General features: G+C 63.4%; 11 protein-coding genes and 1 pseudogene. 6 read left to right on the plus strand and 6 right to left on the minus strand.

Features of this window, described 5'->3' with window-relative positions; translation table 11 throughout:
* Window positions 1–93 precede the first annotated feature (93 nt).
* Window positions 94–558 carry a DUF721 domain-containing protein gene (locus MnOB_RS16405; RefSeq protein WP_077525292.1) on the minus strand — a complete coding sequence of 155 codons (465 nt, stop codon included), beginning with the start codon at window positions 556–558 and terminating at the stop codon, window positions 94–96.
* Between the two features lie 281 nt (window positions 559–839).
* Between MnOB_RS16405 and secA the strand changes: the two genes are divergently transcribed.
* The 4 genes from secA to MnOB_RS16425 all read left to right on the plus strand — a co-directional run bounded on the left by secA (window position 840) and on the right by MnOB_RS16425 (window position 6,643).
* Window positions 840–3,581, plus strand: a complete 2,742-nt coding sequence (gene secA / locus MnOB_RS16410; protein ID WP_077525293.1) for a preprotein translocase subunit SecA — start codon at window positions 840–842, stop codon at window positions 3,579–3,581.
* A gap of 117 nt (window positions 3,582–3,698) precedes the next feature.
* Window positions 3,699–4,916 carry a bifunctional glutamate N-acetyltransferase/amino-acid acetyltransferase ArgJ gene (gene argJ / locus MnOB_RS16415; RefSeq protein ID WP_077525294.1) on the plus strand — a complete coding sequence of 406 codons (1,218 nt, stop codon included), beginning with the start codon at window positions 3,699–3,701 and terminating at the stop codon, window positions 4,914–4,916.
* A 147-nt stretch (window positions 4,917–5,063) separates the two neighbouring features.
* Window positions 5,064–5,702 carry a glutathione S-transferase family protein gene (locus MnOB_RS16420; RefSeq protein ID WP_077525295.1) on the plus strand — a complete coding sequence of 213 codons (639 nt, stop codon included), beginning with the start codon at window positions 5,064–5,066 and terminating at the stop codon, window positions 5,700–5,702.
* Window positions 5,699–6,643 carry a Nudix family hydrolase gene (locus tag MnOB_RS16425; protein ID WP_077525296.1) on the plus strand — a complete coding sequence of 315 codons (945 nt, stop codon included), beginning with the start codon at window positions 5,699–5,701 and terminating at the stop codon, window positions 6,641–6,643. The genes MnOB_RS16420 and MnOB_RS16425 overlap by 4 nt, the downstream gene beginning before the upstream one ends.
* A gap of 49 nt (window positions 6,644–6,692) precedes the next feature.
* On the opposite strand, the gene MnOB_RS16430 is transcribed toward MnOB_RS16425, so the two are convergent.
* The 5 genes and pseudogenes from MnOB_RS16430 to MnOB_RS16450 all read right to left on the minus strand — a co-directional run.
* The gene (locus MnOB_RS16430) at window positions 6,693–7,148 is read right to left on the minus strand and encodes an REP-associated tyrosine transposase (RefSeq protein ID WP_077525297.1); all 456 of its coding nucleotides are present in this window, start codon (window positions 7,146–7,148) and stop codon (window positions 6,693–6,695) included.
* A gap of 66 nt (window positions 7,149–7,214) precedes the next feature.
* Window positions 7,215–7,790: a cob(I)yrinic acid a,c-diamide adenosyltransferase gene (locus MnOB_RS16435; RefSeq protein ID WP_077525298.1), complete on the minus strand. Its 576-nt coding sequence runs from the start codon at window positions 7,788–7,790 to the stop codon at window positions 7,215–7,217.
* A gap of 1 nt (window position 7,791) precedes the next feature.
* Entirely contained in the window at window positions 7,792–9,810 is a 2,019-nt protein-coding gene (locus MnOB_RS16440; protein WP_077525299.1) for a sensor histidine kinase, read from the minus strand.
* 82 nt (window positions 9,811–9,892) lie between these two features.
* On the minus strand, window positions 9,893–10,804 hold the full coding sequence (locus tag MnOB_RS16445) for a putative 2-dehydropantoate 2-reductase (RefSeq protein WP_077525300.1): 912 nt from the start codon (window positions 10,802–10,804) through the stop codon (window positions 9,893–9,895).
* Window positions 10,801–11,766 (minus strand): annotated as a pseudogene (locus MnOB_RS16450) (GGDEF domain-containing response regulator); the annotation flags it as partial. The pseudogene MnOB_RS16450 and the gene MnOB_RS16445, both read right to left, overlap by 4 nt.
* Window positions 11,767–11,987: 221 nt before the next feature.
* On the opposite strand from MnOB_RS16450, the gene MnOB_RS16455 reads away from it, so the two are divergent.
* Together MnOB_RS16455 and MnOB_RS16460 are read left to right on the plus strand one after the other, a co-directional pair.
* Window positions 11,988–12,467: a YajQ family cyclic di-GMP-binding protein gene (locus MnOB_RS16455; protein WP_077525302.1), complete on the plus strand. Its 480-nt coding sequence runs from the start codon at window positions 11,988–11,990 to the stop codon at window positions 12,465–12,467.
* A 118-nt stretch (window positions 12,468–12,585) separates the two neighbouring features.
* On the plus strand, window positions 12,586–13,410 hold the full coding sequence (locus MnOB_RS16460) for a mechanosensitive ion channel family protein (RefSeq protein ID WP_077525303.1): 825 nt from the start codon (window positions 12,586–12,588) through the stop codon (window positions 13,408–13,410).
* Window positions 13,411–13,548 lie beyond the last annotated feature (138 nt).

The following is a 13,548-nucleotide window of genomic DNA, read 5'->3' on the forward strand; positions in this document are numbered from 1 at the left end:
TGAAATACAAAACGCCCGATGCGGTGCATCGGGCGTTTTGAGGTCTGGAGGTTAGCCTGAAAGGTGTAAACCTATTTCAGGACTAGACACTCGCTATTCCGAAGTATCTTTCCGCTTGCCGTGGCGGGCCAGGCGCTCCAGAGCCTCGCGCAGGCGTGGATCGGTGACGGTCTCCGCGGTGGCTTGCAGGCTTTCCGCTGCAGTGGAAGACAGGCGGCCCTCGGTCGCTGGCGTGCTGCTCGGCGTGAAGCTCGGCTGGACCTTGAAAACGATCCGCTGCAGGCCAGCAAAAGCTTCGAATCCCTTCAGTTGTCGCAGCAGTCGGGTTTGCTGATAGCGCAGCCGCGTGGCCCAGTGGCCGTCGGTGACGATCAGCAGCAGGCGCCCTTCCCGCCACGCGGCCACATGGCAGTGATCACGGGCGGCGGGCTGCAACTGGCTGGCGAGCAGCTGCTGCAGTTGCTCGATGCGCTGGGCTTCGTTGAACAGCGCCCGCAGAGGTTTTTCCTCACGCAGCAGTGCAGCAGGGGAGCGGGCGGGCAAAGGACGAAACGCCATGATGGGCTGCTTGAATGTAGGGAGGTGCGCCCATATTAACAGAGGGTGCCCTTGGCCTCGGCGTTCATGCGCGGTTCGGCTGTCCTGGCAGTCAACTCGCCTTTGCATTTGCAGCGGACCCCTGGCCTGGGACGATGGAAGCCTCCTACGGCGACCGAGAAGTGCTCCCGCTTTCCTCGGCAAGGAATCCGGGTAGAATGCCCCCTTCGCAAGCAGCCATGGCGGCTGCGCGGGCGACTACAGGCCGCCCTCCATCTCAATGTGTGGAAGATCCTCTCTATATGTTTGCGCCATTGTTGAAGAAACTCTTTGGAAGCAAGAACGAACGCGAAGTGAAGCGCATGGCCAAAGCTGTGCAGGCTATCAACGCGTTCGAAGAGCAGATGGTGGCCCTGTCCGATGACCAGCTGCGTGCCAAGACCGAAGAGTTCAAGGCGCGTCTGGCCAAGGGTGAGACCCTTGACCAGTTGTTGCCGGAAGCCTTCGCCGTGGCGCGTGAGGCCGGCAAGCGCGTCATGGGCATGCGCCACTTCGACGTCCAGCTGATCGGCGGCATGACCCTGCATGAAGGCAAGATCGCCGAGATGCGTACCGGTGAGGGCAAGACCCTGGTAGGGACCCTGGCCGTGTACCTGAACGCGCTGTCCGGCAAAGGCGTGCACGTGGTCACCGTGAACGATTACCTGGCCCGCCGCGACGCCAACTGGATGCGTCCGCTGTATGAGTTCCTCGGCCTCTCCGTGGGTGTCGTCACGCCTTTCCAGCCGCCGGAAGAGAAGCGCGCTGCCTACGGCTCCGACATCACCTACGGCACCAACAACGAATTCGGTTTCGACTACCTGCGCGACAACATGGCGTTCAGCCTGGACGACAAGTTCCAGCGCGAGCTGAACTTCTCCGTGATCGACGAAGTGGACTCCATCCTCATCGACGAAGCGCGCACCCCGCTGATCATCTCCGGCCAGGCCGAAGACAGCTCCAAGCTCTACATCCAGATCAACAAGCTGATCCCGCGCCTCAAGCAGCACATCGAAGAGGTTGAGGGGCAGGTCACCCAGGAAGGCCACTACTCGGTCGACGAGAAGACCCGTCAGGTCGAACTCAACGAGATGGGTCACCAGTTCATCGAGGAAATGCTCACCGAGGCCGGTCTGCTGGCCGAGGGCGAGAGCCTGTACTCGGCGCACAACCTCAGCCTGCTGACCCACGTCTATGCAGGACTGCGCGCCCACACGCTGTTCCACCGCAACATCGAATACATCGTGCAGAACGACCAGGTCCTGCTGATCGACGAGCACACCGGCCGTACCATGCCGGGCCGTCGCCTGTCCGAGGGCCTGCACCAGGCCATCGAAGCCAAGGAAAACCTGCCGATCCAGGCGGAGAGCCAGACCCTGGCCTCCACCACCTTCCAGAACTACTTCCGCCTCTACAAGAAGCTGTCCGGCATGACCGGTACCGCCGACACCGAGGCCTTCGAGTTCCGCCAGATCTACGGCCTGGACGTGATCGTCATCCCGACTCACCGCCCTGTTGCCCGTAAGGACTTCAACGACCTCGTCTACCTGACCCAGGAAGAGAAGTTCAGCGCCATCATCACCGACATCAAGGACTGCCAGGCTAGCGGCCGTCCCGTGCTGGTGGGTACCGCTTCGATCGAGAGTTCCGAGTACGTCGCCCAACTGCTGGTCAAGGCGGGTATCGAGCACAAGGTGCTCAACGCCAAGTACCACGAGAAAGAAGCCGAGATCATCGCTCAGGCGGGCCGTCCGGGCGCCGTGACCATCGCCACCAACATGGCCGGTCGTGGTACCGACATCCTCCTCGGCGGCAACTGGGAAGCTGAAGTCGCCGCCCTGGAAGCCCCGACTGACGAGCAGGTTTCGCAGATCAAGGCTGAATGGCAGAAGCGTCACCAGCAGGTGATCGAGGCTGGCGGCCTGCACGTGGTCGCGTCCGAGCGCCACGAATCCCGCCGTATCGACAACCAACTGCGTGGCCGTGCCGGTCGCCAGGGTGACCCAGGTTCCAGCCGTTTCTACCTGTCGCTGGAAGACAACCTGATGCGCATCTTCGCCTCTGACCGGGTGAAGAACTTCATGAAGGCCCTCGGCATGCAGTCCGGCGAGGCCATCGAGCACCGCATGGTGACCAACGCCATCGAGAAGGCCCAGCGCAAGGTCGAAGGTCGCAACTTCGACATTCGCAAACAGCTCCTCGAATACGACGACGTGGCCAACGAGCAGCGCAAGGTGATCTACCACATGCGCAACAGCCTGCTGGCCGCCGAGGACATCGGCGACACCATCAAGGAATTCCGCGACGAGGTGCTCAGCAGCACCATCGACGCCCACATTCCGCCGCAGTCGATGCCGGAGCAGTGGGACATTTCCGGTCTGGAAGCCGCGCTGTACAGCGATTTCGGCCTCAAACTGCCGATTCAGCAGTGGCTCGACGAAGACGACAAACTGTACGAAGAGACCCTTCGCGAGAAGATCCTCGAGCAACTGCTGGGGGCCTACAACGAGAAGGAAGACCTCGCTGGCGCCGAAGCCCTGCGCGCTTTCGAGAAGCAGATGCTGCTGCGCGTGCTGGACGACCTGTGGAAAGACCACCTGTCCACCATGGACCACCTGCGCCACGGCATCCACCTGCGCGGCTATGCGCAGAAGAACCCGAAACAGGAGTACAAGCGCGAGTCCTTCACCCTGTTCCAGGACCTGCTCGACTCCATCAAGCGCGATACCATCCGCGTCCTCTCCCACGTTCAGGTCCGTCGTGAGGATCCGGCCGAGGAAGAGGCGCGCCTGCGCCGCGAAGCCGAAGAAATGGCCCGTCGCATGCAGTTCCAGCATGCCGCTGCACCGAGCATCGAAGAGCCGGAACTGGCAGACGAGCAGGGTGATGTAGCCGTTGCCACTGCCGCCGCCCCGGTACGTACCGAGCCCAAGGTTGGCCGCAACGAGCCGTGCCCCTGCGGTTCCGGCAAGAAATACAAGCACTGCCACGGTCAAATCGACTAAGGCACTGCTGTAGTTACAACGCCGCGACCGGCCCTGCCGCTCGCGGCGTTTTTCCTGATATCCCTGGCCGCCTGCGCCGCCCGCAGCCGGTCTCCCGCTGACAAAGGAGCGCTTCCCATGGCTGTTGGTCTTGGCCCTCTGCCTACGCTGCACCCGGTACCCGGTTTCGAACTCGGCATCGCCTCTGCCGGCATCAAGCGCCCCGGACGCAAGGACGTGGTGGTGATGCGTTGCGCCGAAGGTTCGACCATTGCCGGCGTGACCACCACCAACGCATTCTGCGCCGCCCCGGTACTGGTTACCCGTGAGCGTGTGGATGGCGAAGTTCGCTACCTGCTGACCAACACCGGCAACGCCAACGCCGGTACCGGCCCGGACGGCCTGGTCCGTGCCCGTCGCGCCTGCGCCAGGCTGGCTGAGCTGGCCGGGGTCAGTGAAGACGCCGTGCTGCCGTTCTCCACGGGCGTGATTGGCGAGCCGCTGCCGGTCGAGAAGATCGAAGGCGCGCTGGAGGCTGCCCTGGCCGACCTCAAGGTCGACAACTGGGCCCAGGCCGCCGAAGGCATCATGACCACTGACACTCAGCCCAAGGGTGCCAGCCGCCAGTTCGAGCACGACGGCGTCACCGTGACCATCACCGGCATCAGCAAGGGTGCCGGCATGATCCGTCCGAATATGGCCACCATGCTCGGCTACATCGCCACCGACGCCAAGGTTACCCGCGACGTGCTGCATGCCCTGGTGCGCGATGCCGCGAACAAGTCGTTCAACCGCATCACCATCGACGGCGACACTTCCACCAACGACTGCTGCATGCTGATCGCCACCGGCCAGGCCGCCCTGCCGGAAATCACTGCGGCCAGCGGTGAACTGTTCGCCAAGCTCAAGCAGGCAGTGTTCGACGTCTTCATGGAAATCGCCCAGGCCATCGTGCGCGACGGCGAAGGCGCGACCAAGTTCGTCACCGTCCAGGTCAATGGTGGTGGCAACCACCAGGAGTGCCTCGACGTGGCCTACGCGGTGGCCCACTCGCCGCTGATCAAGACCGCACTGTTCGCATCCGACCCGAACTGGGGCCGCATCCTCGCGGCCGTGGGCTACGCCGGCGTGCCGAACCTGGACGTGAGCAAGATCGACGTGTTCCTCGGCGAAGTCTGCATCGCCAGCCAGGGTGGCCGTGCCGCCACCTACACCGAGGCACAGGGTGCGGCGGTGATGGCCCGCGAGGAAATCACCATCCGCATCGAGCTCGGCCGTGGCGATTGCAGTGAGACCATCTGGACCACCGACCTGTCCCACGAGTACGTGAAAATCAACGCCGAATACCGCACCTGATATCCCCTCCACGATCTACTGTCTGTCAGTTGATCGTGAACGCATTCCCGATTTTCATCCCCCGATGAAAATCGGGAATTTGCCATGGGCACACTCGCTCTTCATGATCCAGCGACACCCCGAGGAACTGGAAAGAAGGAGCTGAACATGTCCCTGATATTGGTAATCGGCAACAAGAACTACTCGTCCTGGTCCCTGCGCGCATGGCTGGCCATGGAGCTGACCGGCTCGCCTTACGACGAAGTACGTATCCCGCTCTACCAGGCGGACAGCCACAAGCGCCTGCTCGCCTATTCCCCCACCGCCAAGGTGCCCGTGCTGCAGTCCGAAGACGGCGCCATCTGGGATTCCCTGGCCATCGCCGAATATCTCGCCGAACGCTTCCCCGAGGCGCATCTGTGGCCCTTCGGTCAGGCCGCCCGCGCCATGGCTCGTGCCGTCTGTGCCGAGATGCACAGCGGATTCGTCCCCCTGCGAAGCCATATGCCGATGGACATGAAGCGCAATCAGCCCCTGGCCGAGGTGCCGGAAGAGGTGGCCGAGGACATTCGCCGCATCTGCGCCATCTGGGCCGAGTGCCGCTCGCGCTTCGGTCAGGACGGCCCCTATCTGTTCGGCCATGCCAGCATCGCCGATGCCTTCTACGCACCCGTGGCCTGCCGCCTGCGCAGCTACGGCGTTGAGCTGCCGGCGGATGCCGAGGCCTATGTCGAAACCATTTACCGGTGGCCTGCCTTCCAGCGCTGGTACCAGGCCGCCTTGCAGGAAACGGAGATCATTGAATGAAACGAGTGCATGTTGCCGCCGCAGTCATCCGCGGCGCCGACGGCCGGGTACTGATTGCCAGGCGCCCTGACGACAAGCATCAGGGCGGCCTCTGGGAATTTCCCGGCGGCAAGGTAGAGGAGGGCGAGGCCGTGCAGGCCGCGCTCTCCCGCGAACTGGAGGAGGAACTGGGCATCCGTGTAAGCGCAGCCCGGCCGCTGATCCAGATTCACCATGACTACCCGGATAAGCACGTGTTGCTGGATGTCTGGGAAGTCAGCGCCTTCACTGGCGAGCCCCATGGCGCCGAAGGTCAACCACTCGTCTGGGCGTCACCGCGAGAGCTGGGTGACTATGAATTCCCTGCCGCCAACAAGCCGATCGTGGCCGCTGCGCGGTTACCGGACCGCTACCTGATTACCCCAGACGACATCGAGCCACAGGCACTGCTGGCTGGCCTCAAGACGGCCCTGGCCAGTGGTGTGCGCCTGGTGCAGTTACGCGCGCCGCGCATGTTCGATGCCCAGTACCGCGACCTGGCCGTAGATGTACAGGGACTTTGCGCGGGTAAGGCACAGCTCATGCTCAAGGGGCCGCTGGAGTGGCTGGGCGACTTCCCCGCCGCTGGCTGGCACCTGACCGCCGAGCAACTGCGCAAGTACGCCCCCAATGGTCGCCCATTCCCGCGCGAGCGCTGGCTGGCGGCGTCCTGCCACAGCATCGAGGAACTGCAGCTTGCGGCAGCCATGGAGGTGGATTTCGTCACCCTCTCGCCGGTACAGGCTACCCAGACCCATCCCGAGGCCCAGCCCCTGGGTTGGGAGCGTGCCGAGGAGTTGCTTCGCGGCTTCAACCAGCCGGCCTATCTGTTGGGCGGTGTCGGCACTGTTGATCTGGAGCGCGCCTGGAAGACGGGTGCCCAGGGCGTGGCGGGGATTCGGGCGTTCTGGCCGGAGGCTTGAGAATCGAGGCTCGATAACGTTCGCGAGCAGAGCTCGCTCCTACGAAGCGTCATAGCCAAATGGCATCCCACAGTGGATAGTCGCCCACGCGCCGGACCAGTCCGGCGCGCAGAGGGTTGGCCACTACATAGCGCGCCAACTGCTGAATATCCTCGTCGGAGCGTATAGCGCGATCATGGTAGCCCTTCTGCCATACCTGACCCGTTGTCCCTAGGTACGAGTTCACGCTCTTGGCGCTTCGCGACTTCACACGTTGCATCAGTTGCTCCAGTGAGCTTGCCTGCAGGTGCGCGATCCAGTGCAAGTGATCCGGCATCAGCACCCAACAAAGTGTCCTGGCCAATCCTGCTTCCTGTGCGGCTCGTAGTTGCTCGACCACTAGACGCCCTCCAGCCACATCGCCGAACAATCGGCGGCGCTGGTGGGTGATGGTTGTCAGCAGGTAGATACGGCCAGTCTCTGAATACCGGCCGTGACGTAGAGCTCTGCCGCGAAAATGCTTCATCTCGAAATCCTTCTCAAATCTTCGCTCCTGTCCGTAGGAGCGAGCTCTGCTCGCGAAGCTTTGGCGTTACTGCTTGCTTGCCGCCTGCCAAAGCACCTCATCCACCCCTTGTCGGCGCGCGATCAGGCGCGCGGCGACGAATAGCAGGTCGGAAAGGCGGTTGAGGTAGGCCAGCAGCTCTTCGCGCAGCGGTTCCTCTCCGTTCAGTGCCTGTGTGCGGCGTTCGGCGCTGCGGGCCTGGCTGCGGCAGATGTGGGCCTGGGCCACCAGACGGGAGCCGCCGGGAAGAATGAAGTTCTTCAATGGCCCGAGTTCGTCGTTCCAGAGGTCGATGGCGGCTTCCAGTCGCTCGATCTCCGGCTTCTCCACCACCTGGTACTCCGGCATCGCCAGTTCGCCACCGAGGTCGAACAGGCGGTGCTGGCAGGGTGCGAGCACCTCGATCACCTCGCTCAAGCCGGGCGATTGCGGTAGGGCTTCGAGCAGTTCCGCGAGCAGCAGGCCGAGTTGGCTGTTCAGCGTGTCGACCTCGCCTATGGCTTCGATTCGCGGGTGGTTCTTCGGCACGCGCCGTCCGCTGGACAGACCGGTTTCGCCCTTGTCACCGGTGCGGGTGTAGATCTTCGAAAGGCGATTGCCCATTTCAGGTTCCTGCTTCCGTGGCGGCGGAAGTCAGCGGCAGGCGCAGGGTGAAGCAGGTGCCCTGGCCGGGCTTGGACTGCACTTCCATCTGCCCCTTGTGGTTGTTGGTGATGATGAAATACGAGACCGACAATCCGAGCCCCGTGCCCTGGCCGACTTCCTTGGTGGTGAAGAAGGGCTCGAAGATGCGCTTGCGCACGCTCTCGGGGATGCCCATGCCGGTGTCCTCCACCTGGATTTCCGCCCACGGCGGGCACAGCCGGGTGCGCAGCGTGATGCGGCCTTCCTCGTCGTCCTCGCGCAGGTGGATGGCCTGCGCGGCGTTCTTCAGCAGATTGAGCAACACCTGCTCCAGCTCATTGGCCGTGCCGGGCACCGGTCCCAGCTCCGGGTCGAATTCGCGGACAATTTTGAGGCCCTTGAAGTCGAACCCTTCCGTCAGGTCGAAGTCGTTGCTGGCGATTTCCAGCGCCTGGTCGATCAGCACCGGCAACTGACAGGGCGCCAACTGGCGATTGCTGCGTCGGCTGAAGGCGAGCATATGGGTGACGATCTTTGCCGCCCGGGCGCCGGCCTGGTGAATGTCGTCCAGCAGCTTGGGCACCTCGCGGGCCTCCAGGTACTGGTTGACCGACGTCAGGCTGAGGCCATTGATCGCCGCCTGTTCCTGGTTGCGATCGAGCTCCGGGGAGATGCGCCTGCGGATGTTCTGCACGTTGTGCAGGATGGCCCCTAGCGGATTGTTGATCTCGTGGGCCATGCCGGCGGCCAGGCCGCCCACCGAGAGCATCTTCTCCGATTGCACCATCAGCTCTTCCATCGACAGGCGCTGGGTGATGTCGTCGATGCGGATCACCACGCCGCGCCCAGTGCCCCCCATCAGCGGGTAGAAGGTCAGCGCATAGTTGTGGACGTTCTCGCCGACCAGCCAACTCACCCGTTCCACCTTCTCCACCTTGTGCTTTTCGGCGGTCAGGCGGATCTGCGGGAGGAAGGGCTTGAGCGAGGGAAAGGCGAGGAACACCGGCTGGTTCAGCGCATCGTCCATGGGCGTGCCGGAGAGCGCGCTGGCCTCCTGGTTCCACTGGGTGACGTAGAGCTGCTCGTCCAGTGCGATGAGCGCCGACGGCATGGAGTCGATGATGCTGTTGAGGTAGTTCTGGAAGCCGGTGAGCTTTTTCTCGATCTTGCTGCGCACCTGGACTTCGAGCTCCAGCTTGCGGTTGGAGTGGCGGGTTTCCTCGGCCAGTTCATGGGCCTGGTCGAAGGCCGCCTGGGCATCGTCGCGGGCGCGCTTGAGCTGCTGCTCGCGGGCCTCGATGCGACTGAGCATGGTGTTGAAGGCATCCGCCAGGCTGCCGATTTCGTCGCGATTGCCACGGGGAGCCCGCAGGGCGTAGTTCTCCTCGCGAGTTACCTGGCGCGAAAGCTCCTCCAGGCGGCGGATGGGGCGGGTGACCATGCGCCTGATCTGCCTCGCCACCAGCAGCCAAAGCAGGACGCTGCAGGCCAGGATGGCCAGGCTCGCGGTCAGGGTGCCCGTATAGAACACGCCGGGCAGTTCGCTGGAGGCCACCAGCAGCAGGTGGCCGGCGGGTTTGCCGGGAATCGGCAGTTCGGTCACATAGGACGTGCGGAACTCTCGCAGCCGCCATGTGGGTATGTCGGCGGCTTTGAGTGGCAGATCCAGCTGTTCACCGCGCTGCAACTGCGCCAGCAGCCGGCCATCGGTGTCGTAGAGGGCCGCGACCCGCAACGGCGTATAGCTGTCCAGACGCTGCAGCATCGCCTTCGCGTTCTCTTCCGAGGACAGTGCTTCCGGCCCAACCGCTGAGGTTGCGAAGAGCCGCCCAAGGGTTTCCAGCCCCTGCGGCGCAACGCTTTCCTGGGAGATCCAGTAGGCAGCGCTGATGAAGGCCAGATTGGCGATGAGCAGGACGGTGGCGAGCAAGACCAGCAATGCGGCGAGCAGTTTGCGGCCGACCGACAGGTTATCTAGGCGCTGACGCAGATTGGTCAAGGAAATATCCGAGGCTGGGGTGGGCTTTGCACGAACACCTGATTGTCGCTCGATGGCTTTTCGAACAGAGCCTAGCGCGGGGTCAGGTGACGGGCAATCCGCGCTTTTCCAGATGGGCCCTGAGGCGCGCGTGCAGGCTGGCCAGATGCGGCAGGCTGATTCGGTGGCGAGCGGCGGTGGTGCAGGCGTGGCCGAGCAGGTAGCTGATCTCGGTGCGGCGGCCGTTTGCGACGTCCTGGTACATGGACGAGTAGTTCGCCGCGGTGGCCTGGATCACGCGTTGCACTTCCTCGTGCAGGCCTTCGGCGGCGTCCGGCTGGCCGCAGCGGCGCAGCAACTCTGCCAGCTCGAGGCAGAGCACGCCGACTTCCGCCGGGTGCTCGGCGAGCCCGCCATTGCGGCAGTCGTAAAGCACGGTAAGGGGGTTGATGGCGCAGTTGAGCGCAAGCTTGCGCCAGAGACGCGAAAGGATGTCGGGTGTCCAGCCATGGGGAATTCCCGCATGTTCCAGCTCATCCAGCCAGGCGGGGGCGGCAGGCTGCAGCGGATCGCCCAGCCAGGTGAAACCGTGGCCGGCAAAGACCACGCGGAAGTCCGCTTCGCGAAAGGCGCCTTCGGTGCTGGAGGCGAGTATGCAGCGGGCGTGGGGCAGGCGCAGGGCCACGGCGTCCTGGCTGCCCAGGCCGTTCTGCAGCAGGATGAGTTCGGCGCCAGGTGCCAGATGCGGCAGCAACGGCTGGACCGCTGCTTCGGCGTCGTAGGCCTTGCAGGCGACCAGAAGGCGGCTGATCGGTCCGGCCTTGCTGGGCAGCTCGGCCGGGATGGCGTACTGCTGTGCCTGGCCCTGCTCGACCAGGGTCAGGCCACCGGCCGCTTCGTAGGCTTGCAGTCGCGCGCGATCGCGCAGGATCAACCGTACCGGCTTCCCGGCGCGCGCAAGGCGGGCGGCCCAGAGGCTGCCCAGGCTGCCCGCGCCGAGAATGTGCCAGGTCATGGTTGTGGCAGGCGCAAGGCGGTGACGCGGCCGCTGGCGTAGGCCTCAGGGAGCATCGCGCTGGCTTTTTCCAGAAGCTCCTCGACGTCCAGTGGCAGGGCCTTGGTATCGAGGCCGACGAGGGTGATGCCAGCCTTGAGGGTGATGAAGCCCTCGCTGGTCTTGAAGGCCTTCAGGTTCAGGCCTTCATGCAGGCGACGGAAACTGCTCGGCGAGCATTCGTGGAGGTCTTCGAGCAGGGTGATCAGGCCGAAATGGCTGTCGTCCACACGCGTCAGGACGTCCAGCGGGCGCACCAACTGCTGCAGGCGCCGAGCGACGCCGTGCAGCAGCTCGTTGTAGAAGGATTCGCCGTACTGTTGGCGCAGCTGCGGAGCATCCAGCAGGCCGATCAGCAGGTAGCACATGGCGCCGCCCCGGGATTCCACCTGGCGCAGGCTGTCAGCGAGCTTCTGGCGCAGGTAGCGCGGGTTGCCGAGGCCGGTGAGAGAGTCCACCAGGTTGCGCTGTTCCAGGCTGGCGATGTTCTGGGTCAGCAGGCGGTTCTCCTGCAACAGGCGCTGCAGGGTGTTGCACAGGCGATCAGCCGCGTAGACCCGGGGGACCAGCTGCTCGCTCATCGCCGCCTTGCTGATGAAATCGTCCACGCCGCGATCGAAGGCTTCGCCGAGGACGTTCTCACCTTCCTTGCCCGTGAGCAGGATGATGTAGCTGTAGTGATCGGTCATTTCATCCAGCTGACGCACGCGGGCGGTCAATTCGAGACCGTCGATCTCGGGCATCAGCCAGTCGGCGAGGATGACGTTGGCGGGCTTGGACTCCAGCAGCTGCAGGGCTTCGCTGGCGCTGCTGGCGAATCGCAGATCCTGGTAACCGGCCTGACTGAGGGCTCGGCCGATCATGGCGCTGGAAAACTTGGCATCGTCCACCACCAGGATACTGAGATGAGGGTTGGGCATGTGGCAGGCTCGCAAGGGGAGTGGAATAGCGGTATATGGCGTTATGATATCAAGCCTCGTTCGGGTTGCCTTGTCGCCCTACCGTTCTGCCGGTTTCGGACTGCTGGGGAAGGTCTCCAGAAGGCGGCTTGTCGCTCGGTTATAATGAGTGCGCATTTTTAACCGTCAAGCCAGGCGCGCTCATATCCGTGAAGTAGATCGCGCCGTCTATCTGGAGGAATCCCATGCCCTCGTTCGACGTGGTGTCCGAACTGGACAAACACGAAGTCACTAACGCCGTCGACAACGCCATGAAGGAGCTCGATCGCCGCTACGACCTGCGCGGCAAGGGCAGTTTCGAGTTCAAGGAGCTGACGGTCACCCTGACGGCCGATGCCGATTTCCAGCTGGAGCAGATGCTGGAAATCCTCCGCATGGCCCTGGTCAAGCGCAAGATCGATGTCCAGTGCCTCGAGCTCAAGGATGCCTACCCGTCCGGCAAGGTCGTGAAGCAGGAAGCGGTGCTGCGTGAAGGTATCGACAAGGAGCTGGCGAAAAAGATCGTCGCCCACATCAAGGAAAGCAAACTCAAGGTCCAGGCCGCGATCCAGGGTGAGCAGGTGCGGGTCACCGGCAAGAAGCGCGATGACCTGCAGGAAGCCATCGCCGCCCTGCGTGCCAAGGAATTCGGCATGCCCCTGCAATTCAACAACTTCCGCGACTGAGCGGAACCTTCGCGGCCGAATCGCGTCGCAAAACTGAAGTCCTTTGAACCGTCGCTGCCATGGCTTGTCCATGGCGGCCTGGTTTTTTGCATCGCTGAAATAGTGCGGGAGAGTACCCATGGAGATGAACGTCGACGAACTGGTGAAGGTATCCCAGGCCTGGTTGCCCGTAGTGCTGGAGTACAGCGGCAAGCTGTTCCTGGCTCTGCTCACCCTGCTGATCGGCTGGTGGCTGATCAATCTGCTGACCGGCCGGGTCGGAACGCTGATGCAGCACCGCCGCGTCGACCGTACGTTGCAGGGGTTCATCGGCAGCCTGGCCAACATCATCCTGAAGGTGCTGTTGCTGGTCAGCGTGGCGTCCATGATCGGTATATCGACCACGTCCTTCGTTGCCGCCATCGGTGCGGCGGGCCTGGCCATCGGCCTGGCGCTGCAGGGCAGCCTGGCCAACTTCGCGGGGGGTGTGCTGATCCTGCTGTTCCGCCCGTTCAAGGTCGGTGACTTCATCGAAGCGCAGGGCGTTTCCGGCACGGTCGACCACATCCAGATCTTCCACACTGTGCTGCGCACCGGCGACAACAAGACCGTGATCATGCCCAACGGCAGTCTGTCCAACGGCGTCATCACCAACTACTCCAAGCAGGCGAATCGCCAGGTCCTGTATGACGTGAAAGTGGACTACTCCACCGACCTCTCCAAGGCCCGCGATGTGCTGCTGAAGCTGGCCCAGGACCCGCGTGTGCACAAGGATCCGGAGCCGGTGGTGGTGGTTTCGTCCCTGGGCGATACCTCGATCAACCTGTCGCTGCGCCTGTGGACGTCCAACGCCGACTACTGGGGCGTGATCTTCAAGCTCAACGAAACGGTACGTGACAGCCTCAACGCGGTTGGCGTCGAGCTGGCGCAGCCGCCGCGCATGGTGCAGGTGGTGCCGAGCTGAGGTTCGGCAGGAACGAAAAAGGCCGGCATTTGCCGGCCTTTTTCATGCCTGTGTCCCGTCCTGAATAAGGTTTACACCTTTGCCCTTATTTTCAGGAGCGCTCCATGGCAGAAGGTGTACGACGTAGCCAGCGCGATT

It is taken from the genome of Metapseudomonas resinovorans, assembly GCF_002003485.1.
GTDB classification, from domain to species: domain Bacteria; phylum Pseudomonadota; class Gammaproteobacteria; order Pseudomonadales; family Pseudomonadaceae; genus Metapseudomonas; species Metapseudomonas resinovorans_D.